This window comes from Rhizobium sp. LC145 (assembly GCF_001005825.1).
Lineage (GTDB): Bacteria > Pseudomonadota > Alphaproteobacteria > Rhizobiales > Rhizobiaceae > Neorhizobium.
The window spans coordinates 113,268-127,909 of record NZ_LBHV01000002.1; the positions used below are offsets into that span (position 1 = coordinate 113,268).

Annotated in this window: 14 protein-coding genes; 7 read left to right on the forward strand and 7 right to left on the reverse strand. The window is 61.0% G+C overall.

Going from position 1 to position 14,642, the window contains the following annotated elements:
• Positions 1-91 precede the first annotated feature (91 nt).
• The 6 genes from YH62_RS05320 to YH62_RS05345 all read right to left on the reverse strand — a co-directional run bounded on the left by YH62_RS05320 (position 92) and on the right by YH62_RS05345 (position 6,198).
• Entirely contained in the window at positions 92-517 is a 426-nt protein-coding gene (locus YH62_RS05320) for a DUF930 domain-containing protein (RefSeq protein WP_046793154.1), read from the reverse strand.
• 157 nt (positions 518-674) lie between these two features.
• The gene (locus YH62_RS05325; RefSeq protein ID WP_046793155.1) at positions 675-2,063 is read right to left on the reverse strand and encodes a flagellar basal body P-ring biosynthesis protein FlgA; all 1,389 of its coding nucleotides are present in this window, start codon (positions 2,061-2,063) and stop codon (positions 675-677) included.
• 12 nt (positions 2,064-2,075) lie between these two features.
• Positions 2,076-3,602 (reverse strand): tripartite tricarboxylate transporter permease, encoded by a 1,527-nt coding sequence (locus tag YH62_RS05330; RefSeq protein WP_046793156.1) that lies wholly within the window; start codon positions 3,600-3,602, stop codon positions 2,076-2,078.
• Positions 3,603-3,654: 52 nt separating this feature from the next.
• Positions 3,655-4,152, reverse strand: coding sequence for a tripartite tricarboxylate transporter TctB family protein (locus YH62_RS05335; protein WP_046793157.1), 498 nt, complete (start codon positions 4,150-4,152; stop codon positions 3,655-3,657).
• A 24-nt stretch (positions 4,153-4,176) separates the two neighbouring features.
• Entirely contained in the window at positions 4,177-5,160 is a 984-nt protein-coding gene (locus YH62_RS05340; protein ID WP_046793158.1) for a tripartite tricarboxylate transporter substrate binding protein, read from the reverse strand.
• 57 nt (positions 5,161-5,217) lie between these two features.
• Positions 5,218-6,198, reverse strand: coding sequence for a 4-hydroxythreonine-4-phosphate dehydrogenase PdxA (locus YH62_RS05345; RefSeq protein ID WP_046793159.1), 981 nt, complete (start codon positions 6,196-6,198; stop codon positions 5,218-5,220).
• 155 nt (positions 6,199-6,353) lie between these two features.
• On the opposite strand from YH62_RS05345, the gene YH62_RS05350 reads away from it, so the two are divergent.
• Positions 6,354-7,067, forward strand: coding sequence for a GntR family transcriptional regulator (locus tag YH62_RS05350; protein ID WP_082118245.1), 714 nt, complete (start codon positions 6,354-6,356; stop codon positions 7,065-7,067).
• Between the two features lie 37 nt (positions 7,068-7,104).
• Here YH62_RS05350 and YH62_RS05355 read toward each other — a convergent pair whose 3' ends face one another.
• Positions 7,105-8,109 (reverse strand): LacI family DNA-binding transcriptional regulator, encoded by a 1,005-nt coding sequence (locus tag YH62_RS05355; protein ID WP_046793160.1) that lies wholly within the window; start codon positions 8,107-8,109, stop codon positions 7,105-7,107.
• A gap of 169 nt (positions 8,110-8,278) precedes the next feature.
• Between YH62_RS05355 and ltnD the strand changes: the two genes are divergently transcribed.
• From ltnD to YH62_RS05385, 6 genes are all read left to right on the forward strand, one after another.
• A complete protein-coding gene (gene ltnD, locus YH62_RS05360) occupies positions 8,279-9,187 on the forward strand; it encodes an L-threonate dehydrogenase (RefSeq protein WP_082118246.1) in 909 nt (302 codons plus the stop codon).
• A 5-nt stretch (positions 9,188-9,192) separates the two neighbouring features.
• On the forward strand, positions 9,193-10,467 hold the full coding sequence (otnK, locus tag YH62_RS05365) for a 3-oxo-tetronate kinase (RefSeq protein WP_046793162.1): 1,275 nt from the start codon (positions 9,193-9,195) through the stop codon (positions 10,465-10,467).
• The gene (otnC, locus tag YH62_RS05370) at positions 10,464-11,114 is read left to right on the forward strand and encodes a 3-oxo-tetronate 4-phosphate decarboxylase (RefSeq protein WP_046793163.1); all 651 of its coding nucleotides are present in this window, start codon (positions 10,464-10,466) and stop codon (positions 11,112-11,114) included. Before otnK ends, otnC begins: the two co-directional genes overlap by 4 nt.
• Before the next feature lie 2 nt (positions 11,115-11,116).
• On the forward strand, positions 11,117-11,881 hold the full coding sequence (locus tag YH62_RS05375) for a TIM barrel protein (RefSeq protein WP_046793164.1): 765 nt from the start codon (positions 11,117-11,119) through the stop codon (positions 11,879-11,881).
• Positions 11,882-11,979: 98 nt separating this feature from the next.
• Positions 11,980-12,756: an SDR family oxidoreductase gene (locus YH62_RS05380; protein WP_046793165.1), complete on the forward strand. Its 777-nt coding sequence runs from the start codon at positions 11,980-11,982 to the stop codon at positions 12,754-12,756.
• A gap of 289 nt (positions 12,757-13,045) precedes the next feature.
• Positions 13,046-14,629, forward strand: a complete 1,584-nt coding sequence (locus YH62_RS05385) for a polysaccharide pyruvyl transferase family protein (RefSeq protein WP_046793166.1) — start codon at positions 13,046-13,048, stop codon at positions 14,627-14,629.
• Positions 14,630-14,642: the final 13 nt, after the last annotated feature.

Here is a 14,642-nt window from a genome sequence, read left to right on the forward strand (position 1 = left end):
CGCAACGCCTCTTGCCTTGTCTTGAGTGTTGTGTCGATCAGTTCCGCCGCCGCGCAAGCGCCGGCTCCAACGCCTGACCGGAACGATGACCTTATCGAGACGAGAGATCACTTTCGAAGGATCGTGCTTTGCCCGTCTGCGGGTCCAGTTCGCATGTGAATTTGAAGGAGGTCCAATCATTTCCCGTCCGCACGTCGCCTGAACCACTGAGCAGGTGATTGTCAGTGAGGTCCAGAGTGCGAGGATCATCGGTGCCAAGAAATACGCGATCCGCCTGCTTGTTCCACTTTTGTAGTTCGCTCAAGGCAAGGGGCCGGCAGATGAACTCGGCCACCTTCTTTGCGTCGGACCAACCGGCAGCAACTGCACGCTCCTCGGGTGCTTTGAGTTCCTTGATTTGGGAAGCGATCATCGCCTGCTGGGCTTGCGACAATTCACCTGCGGCCTTTGCTGGTGTCAGGATCAAGGCAGATCCAAGCAGCAGTGCTCCACCGAAGATTGATTTGGCTTTTTGCATCGGCTGGTCTCCTTCCGTTGAGCCGCCTATGTAGACTGTCTTGTTTTTCGACAGGTTAACCAGCCCAGGCACTGGCACCCGATGGAGCAGCTGTTCACAGAACGGCACGACAAAACCATAGATCAGCCAATCGCGACTTTCAATTTTTGCGATTATCTCAGCCTAGTGAAAACGTTAAAAAGATCGCATCCTGCTGCTTGCGCAGTCTCAAGAGATGCGAGTTTGGATCGAGCTCGAGATGGCTGAGCGCTATTGCCTCGCCCTCGCGCACCGGCTTTGCAAGTTTGCGATTAGCTACGAGATAGAACGGTGCCGGTGCGTCGGCAGCAAGCGGGGCTGCGGGAATAAGTGCCGATCCGACATTCTCTATCGCATGATGATGACCGGTTGCGGAAAGCAAAGTGCCGGCCGGCAGATCCGTTTCAGCAACTGCGATGAGGTCGAGACGAGGTTTAGGGTCCGGCGCGCCGCTCGACCGTTTGAGCAAGACTGCGTCGAGGATGCTGGTCGCCGCCTCGAGGCCAAGAAGGTGGCGCGGAAGATAGATCATCGCGGTGTCGCCGGTACGGCTCAGGATGTGTCCCTTCTCGGCCAGCATCTTCCAGCTTTCGGCATCGCGGCAACGCACGACGACGAAGACGCCGCCGGCGAAGCTCACTTCACCCGGTAAACGCAGGCAGTGGAAGACGTCGAGGCGTCGGTCACCGCCGAGAATGCCGCCTTCGTCGCGCGTGGAAAAGATCGTCGGGACCTCTGTGATGCGCGCGATCGGGCAATGGAAATCCGGCCGGTCGGGAAAAAGATCGATGGAATGGCTGACCACGCCCATTTCGCAGAGATCGGGAACGGCTCGTTGCGGCAGTGCGGCCGCCGCCCTGGCGCGGGCGGCTATCAGGGTTTCGATATCGGCATTGCCGAGATCCAGGAGATGCGAAAACTCCGGAACCGAGATGGTTTCGCCGTTGCTCGTCAAGGTCGCCGTGGCCGGGTCGAAGACGAAGTCGTATTCACTTGCCTTACCAGCCGCGACAATCTCAAATCCTAGCAATTCCGCCCAGGTAACAAGATCGATCAGAAGGCTCGGTTGGTCTCCGTCCACGGGTGTGACGACCACCCCGCGTTCGGCGGCAATGTGGGCGAGGCCCGGTCCCACCACACTGTCGACCTCCTTGCTGACCAGCGCGACATGGCGGCCGTTCGAGACGGCCATGTCGGTGTGGCGGGCGCCTGCCTCCGGATCGCCGGTTGCCTCCACGAGCAGGTCGAAAGGCAGGTCAATGACATGGGCGAGATCGCCCGCCGCGATAGTGCGACCGTCGGCAAAAGCCCGCGCAGCCTTTTCGGCATTTTCACAGATTGAAATGCGAGCGTCTGGAATACCTGCCGCACGAAGCGCAGCTGCCGCCCGGGTCGGATCCATGTCAACGGCGATCCGGATATCCAGGCGCGGAACGCGGTGGGCAAGCAGGCTGCGGCCGAAGGCACCCGTGCCGACCAGACAGACGGATGCTTTGCCGGAGGCGGGATAAAGAGCGTGACGATACATCGGAACTCGTTCTCAGCTTGCGTTGGAAGGGTTTTGACGGCCGCGTCGGATCAGGTTGCGAAAACCCATCACTTTCCCGATCAGCGGCCAGCCGAGCATAAGGATGCCGAGGCCCATGATGCTGGCGACGAGCGAGTTCGACCAGAAGATCGTGAGAGAGCCGTTCGACATCAGCATGGATTGGCGGAACGCGTCCTCGGCCTTGTCGCCAAGCACCATGGCAAGCACCAGCGGCGCGATCGGATATTCCAGCTTCTTGAACACGTAGCCGACGACGCCGAAGATCAGCACCAGCCACATATCGAATGTGGAATTGGCGATCTGATAGGCGCCGGAGAAGATGACGGCGACGATGATCGGTCCGATGATGGCGAAGGGCACGCGCAGAATGGCGGCATAGAGCGGCACGGTGCTGAGCACGAGCAGGACGGCAACGACATTGCCGAGATACATTGAGGCGATGAGGCCCCAGACGAAATCCGGACGATCGATGAAGAGCATCGGTCCCGGCGTTAGCCCCCAGATCATCAGTCCGCCCATCATCACCGCCGCGGTGGCCGAACCTGGAACGCCGAGGGCCAGCATAGGCAGTAGCGCGGAAGTGCCGGCCGAATGGTCCGCGGTTTCCGGACTGACGATGCCGCGTGGATCACCCTTGCCGAACATCTCGGGATTGCGGGCGAAGCGGCGGGTCATGCCGTAGGCCATGAAGGAGGCAGCCGTCGGGCCTGCCGGCGTGATGCCCATCCAGATTCCGATCAGTATGGATCGGCCGATCGCGATGGCGTGCCGGGGAATTTCAGCCATTGTACGCAGTACGTCGAGTGGGCGGATACGGGCCTTGATGCCTTCGAAGCGGAGACCCTCCTCGGTGGTCAGCAGGAGTTCGCCGATGCCGAACAGACCCATGACCGCCACCAGGAAGGACACGCCCTTGATGAGGTCGGGAACCCCGAAGGTGAGGCGAAGGCCGCCGGAGATCGTGTCCATCCCGACGGTTGCGAGCGCAAAGCCGAGCATCATGGAGACGAGCGTCTTGGCGGGCGCGTTGGCACCCATGCCGATAAAGCTGGCAAAGGCCAGGAAATAGACCGCAAAGAATTCGGGTGATGAGAACTGCAGCGCAAAGCGCGCGACCCAGCCGGAAAGCAGCGTAATCATGATCACGCCGGCGATCGCGCCGATGCCGGCCGACATGAAGGCCAGGGTGAGTGCGCGCGTCGCCTGACCGCTGCGAGCCATGGGGTATCCGTCGAAAGTGGTGGCGACGGAGGACGGTTCGCCCGGAATGTTGAAGAGGATCGATGTCGTCGAGCCACCGAAAAGCGCGCCCCAATACATGCAGGAGAGCAGGATGATCGCCGAGATCGGGTCCATGGCGAAGGTGAGCGGCAAGAGGAGCGACACGCCATTCGGTGCACCGAGCCCGGGCAATACCCCGACGAGAATGCCGAGCATCACACCCACCACCATGATGGCCAGATGATAGCCGCTGATGACAGTGGCGAAACCATCGAGCAGATGGCCGAAATTCTCCATGAAACTTCCTCCCAAACGATATCGACAGGCCGCCCTGCGGCGGCCCGCCCGCCTAGTAGATGCCGAGCCAGTCTTCTATCGGACCTTTCAGCAGCGGCACCTGGAACGCGATCTCGAAGACGCAATAAAAGGCAGCGGTGACCGCCGCACCGGTAAGGGTGGCGATCCACCAGCGATAGCGGCCCTGCCAGATCATCGCGGTCGAAACGTAAAGCAGCGTCGCGACGTAGAGACCGAGCAGAAGGGCGCCGACCATGAAGCCGACGAGAGGCAGGGCAAAGGCCAGAACCGGCCGGGCGCGCTCGCTATCCAGGAAAATCTCCCCGCTCCAATCCTTAACGAACGCTCGTATCAGGTTCGCCAGGCTTCCCAGGATGATGAGAAGCCCGATATAGAAGGGAAAGTAGCCAGGCGCCGGTCCGGTTTCGGTCCAGCCTGTCCCGATCTCGGCGGCGCCGTAGCAGACCGCTCCGCCCGCCGCCGCCGTGGCGATCGCGGTGGCGATCTCCATTGTCCGGCGGCTGAGATGCCTTTTGCTGTCTTCAGCCATGGCAAGCTCCTCCAACTTGGATGGTTACCTGATGAGCCAGCCTTCGCGCTCGAGCACCTTGGAGACGCTCGCTTTGTCCTTCTCGATGTAGGACTGGAATTCCTCGCCCACCATGAACTGTCCGGTCAGGGACGTCTTGGTGAGATATTCCTGCCATTCGGGCGTCTCGGTGACTTTCTTCAGCACGTCACGGTAGAAGGCGATGACATCTTCCTCGACACCGGCAGCCAGCCATACGGTACGCGGCATGCGATAGTTTTCAAGCGCGATGCCGGCTTCCTTGCAGGTCGGGATATCGTGCCAGCCCTTGCCGTCGTGGACGGGGTCGCTCTGCGGGAAACGGTCCGGCCGGAAGACGCAGAGCGGCTTGACCATGCCGGCCTGCCATTGGCCGCGGTTTTCGTTCGGATTGTTGACGTTGGCATCGATATGGCCGCCCGCAAGTTGGGTCGTGGCCTCGCCGCCGCTCTTGAAAGGAATGTAGCGGAACTCGGCTCCGACCGCTTCAGCCAGAGACGAGACGAGGATCTGGTCGGTATCCTTCGACTGGCTGCCGCCGAACTGGATGGCGCCCGGCTTTTCCTTTGCGGCCTTCACGAAGGATGCGGCATCGTCGAAATCAGATTTGCCGTTGACCCAGATCAGGAACTCGTCGAGTGCCATGGCGGCGACCGGCGTGAGGTCTTCCGCCTTATAGGGAACGGCCGCCACGCTCGGAAGCAGATATTCGTTGTTGGTGCCGAAGGTGAGCTTGTGGGGGTCGCCTTTGTAGCCGGCTGCGTAGACGAAACCTTCCGCGCCGCTGCCGCCGCCCTTGTTGGTCACGACGATCGAGGCGTCCATCAATTCATGCTTGGTGATGATCGACTGGATTGTTCGCGCAAAGGTGTCAGTGCCGCCTCCAGGGCCCGAAGTGACCACGAACTCCACAGGCCTCTTGGGTTCGAAAGCCAGGGCCGGCGTGGCAACCGCGACCGCCAGTGTGACGGCGGAGAGATATTTCAGCATGTCAATTCCTCCCTTTCAACATCGGCGCCCTCCAGCGCCTCCGAGATTACTTTTTACTCAAGCGGGGACGCGTCTCCGCTCAGCCATTCTTGCGGCAAGAAGCACCGCCTCGCGCGCGGCCCCGACATCGGCGATGCCGCGTCCGGCGATGTCGTAAGCAGTCCCATGTGCGGGCGTGCACAGCGGGAATGGTAGCCCGCCGATCATGGTCACGCCCTTGTCGAAGCCCATCATCTTCATCGCGATCTGGCCCTGATCGTGGTACATGGTCAGGACAGCCTGAAAACCTTCCTTGAGGCCGCGCAAAAACACCGTATCTGCCGGGAAGGGGCCGTCCACATCCATGCCGAGAGCTTGAGCAGCCTTGACCGCCGGCTCGATGATTTCGATTTCCTCCATGCCGAAGCTGCCGCCGTCGCCAGCATGCGGATTGAGACCCGCAACAGCAATGCGTGGTCGATCGAAACCTGCCTGCCGCAGGCAATCCGCAGTCAGCTTCAACTCGGCAATAATGGCGTCCTGCGAAAGGTGGGAAGCCACCGCGGAAAGCGGGATATGCGAGGTTACGCGTGCGTTCCATATGCGCTCAAGCACATTGAATTCACGCATCTTACCGGGATAGCCGAGCACATCTGAGACGAAGCGGATCTCATCGTCGTAGCCGGGATAGGCGTAACGCATCGCTTTCTTGTTGAAGGGTGTGAAGCAGACGCCCTCGGCGCGTCCTTGATGGGCGAGTTGCAAGGCGAAGCGAAAATTTTCGACGGCGAACTGGCCGCCTACAAGCGTGGCCTCGGAGAGCGTCACGTCGACCGGATCGAGATGCCCAAGATCGACGAAAACATGCCTGCCTACCGGATGGTCGGGAATGCTGTCGCGGGATACGACCTGAAGATCGAGATCGACGCCTGCTACATCGGCACCTTTCCGTAGAATGCGTGCGTCGCCGACGACAATGAAGTGGCAAACGTCACGAAGTTCGGGGAGGGCCAGTACGCGGGCCGTCAGTTCCGGGCTGATTCCCGCCGGATCGCCCATCGCCAAAGCCAGTGTCGGACGTCCTCCAGCCCGCGCTTCGATACCAAGTGCATTCACTATGTCTGCCTCCCTAGCGTTGCGCCCTCCAGAGCGCATTCTGTATTCTGTATACAGGATTATGCGTGCATTGTGAAGACCCCTTCTGATGGCGTAAGATGATTTGGACAAAGCACACGCAAACCGAGGATCACCCTGTGGATGGTACGGCCGAAAGAACAGTTGGACGCGGAATTATCGAACGGCAGTCGCTCCACCAGGAGATCGTCAGTCGGCTGCGGGATATGATTATCGAGGGCGAGCTGCAGCCAGGGGAGCGGCTTTACGAAATCCAGCTCGGCGAATCGCTCGGCGTGTCGCGCACTCCGTTGCGCGAAGCATTGAAGTCGCTCGCAAGCGAAGGTCTGGTGGAATTGATCCCGGGCCGCGGTGCAGTGGTCCGCCAGTTCACCCGCAAGGATGTGCACGACATGCTCGTGCTGATACGCGCGATGGAAGAGCTGGCGGCGCGTCTTGCCTGCGAGGTGGCGAGCGATGATGAGATCCGCCGTGTGCGCGAGCTCCACGACCGCATGAGGGCGCACTACGAAGCCGGCGAGCGGATGGAATATTATAGGCTCAACCAGCAGATCCATACGTCCCTGGTCGCGTTGGCCGACAATCCGCATTTGTCGGCTTTTCATGCCACACTGCAGGCTCGGCTGAAACGAATCCGCTTCATTGGTCACGAGGGACCGGAGCGGTGGGCAGCAGCCATGGCAGAGCACGAGGACATCGTCGCGGCACTGGAAAAGCGCGATGTGGAGACGCTCGTCGCGATCATTGGCAAGCACCTGCATAACGCCTGGCTACGGGTGCGGGACGCTGTCTGAACGGGCGAACCAATTTCGCGCGCTAGGTTATAACCTTCTATTGTAGATGCAGCACGCCCGTGATCTCCGGAACGAAGGAAAACACTTTCTGAAGAGAGGAGGTTTCGTCGGTCACCGCCTCTCGCGCCAGCCTTCCTGCGGTCTCGCCAATAATGCGGCGGGGTGATCTGGAGGTAGCAATCCTGACAGGTAGCGCCTGGGCGAGGTCCAGCCCGTTGAAGCCGGCGATCAGGATGTTCGCGGGAGTTGCAATGCCGAGTTCCATGCAGGCGAAGAGGCCGCCGGTCGCCATGTCGTCATTGGAATAGTAGATGCAGTCGAGATCAGGGGCAGTTGCCAACATGGTGGTTGTCAGCCGCTTACCAAGCGCGATTGAAGAGAAAGCGTCGTCCTGTTGCTGTTCGACGAAACCGAGGCCATTTTCGCGCAAGACGCGTTCGAAGCCCGCCTTGCGCTTGCCCGCGCGCAAATCCCTGTCAAGCGCGCTTCCGATATAGCCGAACCGTTTACGGCCAGCAGCGAGCAGCGCCCGTGCCATGTCCTCTCCGGCCTTGCCGTGCGAGAGCCCGACGTTGAAATCGACGGGCGTGCCGTCGAGATCCATGATCTGGATCACCGGTATCGCGGCACTCTGGAGTATCCTGACGGTCTCTTCCGGCTGGTCGAGGCCGGTGACGATGATAGCGGAGGGTTGCCAGGAGAGCATGTCTCGGATGATTGCGTGCTCTTTCACTGGGTCGTAGTCGGATATGCCGAAAACAGCCTGCATCCCGGACCCTTCCAGTGCAGCCGAAATGCCCGCAAGAACTTCGGGAAATACGATGTTCGACATGCTGGGTACGACGACAGCGACCAGATTGGTCCGCTGAGAGGAAAGCGAAAGTGCCAGGCGGTTTCCGACATAGCTGAGGCGCTCGGCAGCATTCAGAACCTTCGCACGGGTTACTTTGGAGACATCGCTGGCCCCACGAAGCGCCCGGGATGCCGTCATCTTGCTGACCCCGGCTTCGGCGGCGACTTCTTCAAGAGTGGGTTTGCGCATCCCGTTTGGATCCCCCGATTGCCGCTGATTTCTGCAAGCGCGGCTCCCTGTCATAGGACGTTTTGCGGTCAAAGGGAAATGGCGCGCTATTGACATCCACCGGTAAAACGGTCGATGGTATCGATACCGGTATCGGTAACAATGGCGGTTTAAGCGGAAAGGAAGCTCCGTGAGGGATGTGAGGCGAGCAGCCGTCATAGGCTTGGGATCGATGGGCTGGGGTGCTGCGCTTTCCCTGCTCAGGTCGGGCTTTGCTGTAAGCGGTTGCGATGTGCGTGCCGATGTGCTGGAGCGCTTTGCACAGGCGGGCGGCCGTGCCTGCGCCACGCCCGCGGCAGCCGCAGAGGCCGCTGATGTGGTCTTCGTCTATGTCGTTAACAGCAAACAGGTCGAGGAGGTGCTTTTCGGCTCCAACGGGGCGATCGAGGGTGCGCGACCCGCGACAGTCTTCCTCCTCTGCGCTACCATGGCGCCGAGCGCTTCCATAGCCATTGCGGAGAAATTGGAGGCCGCGGGCATGCTGGTCATCGATGCGCCCGTTTCCGGTGGGCACCAGCGAGCGCTGTCGGGCGAGATCACAGTCATGGCATCGGGTTCGGACGAGGCGTTTTCGCGGGCGTCTGCCGCGTTGGATGCCGTGTCCGCCAAGGTTTTTCGTCTAGGAGATCATGTTGGTCCTGGCTCCCAGATCAAGATGATCAACCAGCTTCTGGCCGGGGTGCATATCGCCGCAACCGCCGAAGCCATGACGCTCGCAGCAAAGAACGGGATCGATCTCAAAACCCTCTACGACGTGCTGCGGGTTTCCGCTGGTTCCTCGTGGATGTTCGAAAATCGGGGCGAGCATATTGTCACCGGCGACTATACCCCGCGCTCGGCCGTGAACATATTTGTCAAGGATCTCGGCATCGTGACGAGCGAGGCGCAGAAGGCGGGTGCTGTGGCGCCGCTCGCCACCGCGGCGATGCAGCTTTTCCTGGAGGCTGCCGAAGAGGGGCTCGGACTGGAGGATGATGCCGCCGTCGCGAAAGTCCTGGCGCGCAAAAGCGGTGCCGTCCTGCCGGGCATGGAGGGTTGAGCGCCATGGGCATCGTGCTTGGCTGCATAGCGGACGACTTTACAGGTGCAACGGATCTTGCGGCGCTTTTGGCGCGCAGCGGCTTACCGGTATCGCTGCGCATCGGCGTGCCGTCCGAAGAGCAGAACAACTCCGATGCGACGACTTTTGAAGTCATCGCGCTGAAGAGCCGGACGGCACCGGTACGGGAAGCGGTTGAGCAAGCCCGCCAGGCCTTCTTGTGGCTAAAAGGGGCCGGCGCGACGCGGTTCTTCTGGAAGTACTGTTCAACTTTCGACAGCACGGCCGAGGGCAATATCGGACCGGTCGCGGAAATGCTGATGTCGGAGCTCAACGCTGAGCAGACGATCTATTGCCCGGCGTTTCCGGAAAATGGCCGTAGCGTATTCATGGGCCATCTCTTCGTCGGAGAGCAGCTTCTCTCCGAAAGCCCGATGAAAGATCATCCGCTGACCCCCATGCGCGACTCCAGCCTGCCGCGTCTTCTTGGCTTCCAAGTGCGGGGCAAGGTCGGTCTTGCCAACCGGCAAGTGGTTTCTCAAGGCCCGGAGGCGTTGAAAGCCAGGCTGCGGAGCCTTGCCGAGGAGGGCGTGCACCATGTGATCGTCGATGCTGTTTGCGACGACGATCTCCGGTCGATCACGGCCGCCACGGCGGAGATGCCACTCCTGACGGGCGGCAGTGCCTTCGCCGGCCAACTTCCGCGCTTTTATGTAGAGCAGGGCATCATTGCATCATCGGCCACCGCGCCAGCCGTGACCGCTCCCATGGGCGGGCAGCTTGTCCTGTCAGGCAGCTGTTCGGCTATGACGCGCAGGCAGGTCGCCCATTATGCGCAATGGAGCGCCAGCCTCCGGCTCGATCCGATCGCCCTTGCGAGAGACGGTGTGGGGGTAGCGCGCGAGTGGTTGCAGCGGCAATCTCCCGATGCCCCAAAGCTGATCTTCGCCACCGCCGAACCCGCCGAAGTGCGTCAGGCCCAGGAAAAGCTCGGGCTCGAAAAGGCAAGCCAGGTGGTGGAACAGGCGCTGGCGGAGCTGGCGCGGGAAGCTTTCCGGCTCGGCATTCGCCGGTTCGTCGCCGCTGGCGGCGAGACCTCCGGTGCGATTACGCAGGCGCTCGGCATTACACGGCTGGTGATCGGGCCGGAGATTGCACCGGGTGTTCCCTGGACCTTTGCCGACGTAGAAGGCGAGCGCGTGGCGCTTGCCCTGAAGTCCGGCAATTTTGGGAACGAGCGTTTCTTTGAGAAAGCGTTCGAACTTCTGGAGGGAGCATGAGCGAGGAAGCCCGCCTCAGGGAAGAAATCTGCCTCATGGCGAAATCACTTTATGACCGGGGTCTGACAGCCGGTTCTTCCGGCAATATCTCCGCGCGCCTCAGTGACGGCCGGCTGCTGGTGACCCCGACGGGGAGTTCTTTCGGTCGGCTCGACCCCGCCCGGCTTTCCTGCTTCGACCGGGACGGGCGTCTGGTCGGCGGTGACAAGCCGACCAAGGAAATGCCACTTCACGCCGCTTTCTATGAAACCAGGCCGGAAAAAACAGGCGCCGTGGTGCATCTCCACTGCTGCCATTCCGTGGCGCTCTCGCTCCTGCCCGGGATCGATGTCGACAACATGCTTCCACCCCTGACGGCCTATTCCATCATGAAACTCGGCAAGGTGAAGCTGCTGCCCTATTACATGCCGGGCGATCCCGCCATGGGCGATGCGATCCGAGGGCTCGCCGGCAAGCGAAGTGCCGTGATGCTTGCGGCCCACGGACCGGTCGTCGCGGCCAAAGACCTCGAGGCGGCGGTCTATGCCATCGAGGAACTCGAAGAGACGGCAAAGCTGGCGATGCTGACGAGAGGCGCCAGCCCCTCGCTTCTCAGCGCGACCCAGATTGCCGATATCGTCCGGACCTATGACGTGGAGTGGGATTGAGCATGCTGCGTTTCTCCGCCAATCTCGGTTTCCTTTGGCAGGAACTTTCGCTTCCCGATGCGATCCGGGCCGCAAAGCGGGCCGGCTTTGATGCCGTCGAATGCCACTATCCTTACGACGTCCCGGCTGAGGCGGTGCGGGGTGCGCTTGAGGAGGCGGGCCTCACCATGCTCGGCCTCAATACCATCCGGGGCAATGTAGCAGCCGGCGACAACGGGCTGGCCGCTGTGCCGGGGCGGGAGGTCGAGGCGCGCCGGGCAATCGAGCAGGCGATTGGCTATGCCGCCGCGACAGGCACGCTCAACGTCCATGTGATGGCGGGAAGGGCGGCTGGGGAGGATGCCCGTTCCACTTTCATCGCCAACCTGCGGCATGCCTGCGATCTCGCCGGCCGCGCAGGTCTCGGTGTGTTGGTAGAACCGCTCAACCACCGCGATGCGCCTGGTTATTTCCTCCAAACCGCGGAGCAGGCGCTGGAGATCATCTCCGCTGTAGGGGCTGCGAACATCAGGCTGATGTTCGATTGCTATCATATGCAGATCAATCAGGGCGACTTGACCCGCCGTCTGCAAACCTGTCTCTCTTCCATCGGGCACATCCAGGTCGCCGCGGTTCCCGATCGTGGCGAGCCGGATCATGGCGAGGTCGATTACCGGCACATTCTGCGCTTTCTGAAAGAGCAGGGATACAATCAGCCGATTGGAGCGGAATATCGGCCGGCGACCACCACGGAGGCGGGGCTCGGCTGGCTGACGGCTTATCGATGAAAGAGGCATGCATCGGCTGGCGTGACAACTCGCTGACCACGAGTGCAGCAAGAAGGTCGCCGGCAGCTGGTATCGAAGAGGAATTTGGGAGGGACTGAATGAGTGAGACTTCTTCGAACGGAAGGGGCAAGATAGCGCTGGTGACCGGCGGGGGAACGGGTGTCGGCCGCGCGATCAGCAGGGCGCTCGGCTCGGCCGGGTACGCCGTCGTCGTTTCCGGACGGCGAGTGGATGTACTGGAAAGGGCCGCGGCTGAACTGGCGGAGGAAACCGGGGCGGAATTCCTGGCAGTCTCAGCCGATGTCGGCGATCCGGCTTCTGTGTGTGCGCTATTCGACGTGATTTCCGACAAATACGGGCGGCTCGATCTCCTCGTCAACAATGCCGGCATCAACGTGCCGTCGGTGCCGATGGAGGAACTCTCCTTCGAGCATTGGAACGCCATCCTCGGTGCGAATCTCACCGGGGCCTTCCTCTGTACCCAGCAGGCATTCCGGCTGATGAAGAGCCAGAGCCCACGCGGCGGCCGCATCATCAACAACGGCTCCGTCTCGGCCACCACGCCGCGGCCGAACACGGCTCCCTATACGGCGACCAAGCACGCGATTACCGGGCTGACCAAGTCGACGGCGCTCGATGGACGGGAATTCGATATCGCTTGCGGTCAGATCGACATCGGAAATGCCTCGACGGACATGACGCGGGCGATCTCGACCAACATCCTCCAGGCGAACGGGAGTTATGCAGCCGAGCCGACGATCGATGCTTCTCATGTGGCCGATGCGGTAGTCTACATGGCCCACCTGCCACTCAGCGCCAACGTGCTGACGATGACGGTGATGGCGACCAAGATGCCGCTCGTGGGGCGGGGGTGATGGAGAAAAATCGCAAAGTTCCTCCCAGATATCTACGCAGTGACCTCTGCGTTCCTAGATGGGAGAATGGCTTGCTCTAAGCAGTGCCGGCAGCCGGTTCGATACTCCCAATACTCCGCGCTTGCATGCAACGGTAGCTACACCGCAGCGCAGCCGTATTCTCTCTTCGTTTAGTTAGTGATCCACAGCGGGATAGTGATTCAGCGGTGGGAGAAAAAACGCCCGGGGAGTTGTGTTCGACGTCATTGCGCCATAGTGCTGCAAGAATCGAGTTTGTTTAGGACGTATCATGACCCGCCATTTACTGATCGGCGCATTGGGTGGTCCCAACTTCGGTGACGAAGCCATCTTCTCCGCATGGGTGCGAACGATCCGGGAGAAAGATCCCGCGGCTGAAATCTTCTGCGACGGCTACGGGCTTCAAAACCTCACCCAATACGCCAAAGGCGTGGCCACGGTGCTCCGCCATGAGGAGAGCCTGTGGATGCTTTCCGCATCCATGGGGGCGGGTGACGAGAAAACGTCGATCTGGGCGCATATCGAGAGCGAGCTGAAGCGGGAAGACGTCGCCAAGGATCTGGCCGTCAGGTTGAAGGCTCTGGAGGGCCTCAGGCCGGATGCCATCCACATCATCGGGGGAGGGTATTTCAACGAGCTCTGGCCCGCCAATTACGCGATACTCTTCTTCGCGAGGATGCTTGCCTGGAAGACGGGCGCCGGCCTTTTTGCATCCGGGCTCGGTCTGACGCCGGTCAACCCCAAAAACCTCGGGGGATTACGCGGGCTGCTGTCGACATTCGATCATGTGGACGTGCGGGACCCGGAATCTTATGAACTTTTCGCCGGTCTGGATGAAGGCCGCTTCTCCTGTTCGGGAGACGATGCTCTTCTTCATCTGGCGAATGGCGTGATTTCCTATCCGCTGCGGCTGCTGGACGAGCCGACCCTCACCATCTGTATCCAGAACGACCTGTTTCCCGGCGATACAGCTGCTTCCGGCATTTTCAGCGATGACCTCCTGAGGATCTTGGAGGAGCGGGGAATAAGGAAAATCGTCTTTGCGATCGCCATGCAGGGCGATGTGGAAGGGCCGCCCGCCGGCCTGGTTGAAAGCCTCGATGCGTCCGGCTTTGCAATCGAGACGATCCCTCCCTTTTCCCTGCTGGAGAAAGGCTTCCCCGCCAGCCCGGAGGGCCTGGTGATCACGTCGCGCTATCACCCGCATTTCTTCTGTGCGCTATCCGGTATCAAGGGCGTCGCTCTCACCTCCATCCCCTACTACGACACCAAGCACAAGGCCGTGCGCGAGATGGGAAGCAACTGGCCGGTGCTGGGCGGAGAGGAGGAGGTTTCCGGTTTGCCCGCCGTGGTGGAAAGCCTCTGGCAGCAGGACGAGCCTTCATTCCGTGGGGAGGCGAAGAACGGTTTCATCGAACGCAAGCGCGATGTCGCCGCGCGCATCCTCGATCGCAATGCAGGCAGGGATACCTTCCCCATCGATATCGCCGGCACCTGGGAGGGGCTTCTCCATTCACTGGAGAAGGAGAGGGAGACGGCACGCGAGCGGGAGGCCCAAGCGGGAGAGCGCGAACGCGCTTTGCAGGAAACGATAGACAAGAACCATCTCGAACGCGAACAGACGCAAGCGGAACTCGGTCAAGTTCGCACGGAGCTTGGTCAGGCTCATGCGGAGATCGAACAGGCTCATGCGGAGCTTGAAAAGACGCATACGGAACTCGAACAGGTGCGGGCAGAGCTTGAGCGCGCGCGTGCCGAGGGCGCCGCATTGAAGGATAGGCTTCTTCTCGTGGAGAAGAGTAGATCCTGGCGCTGGACCGCGCCCCTTCGCAAGCTGGGTTCTCCCAGAGTCTAGCACCGGACAATGA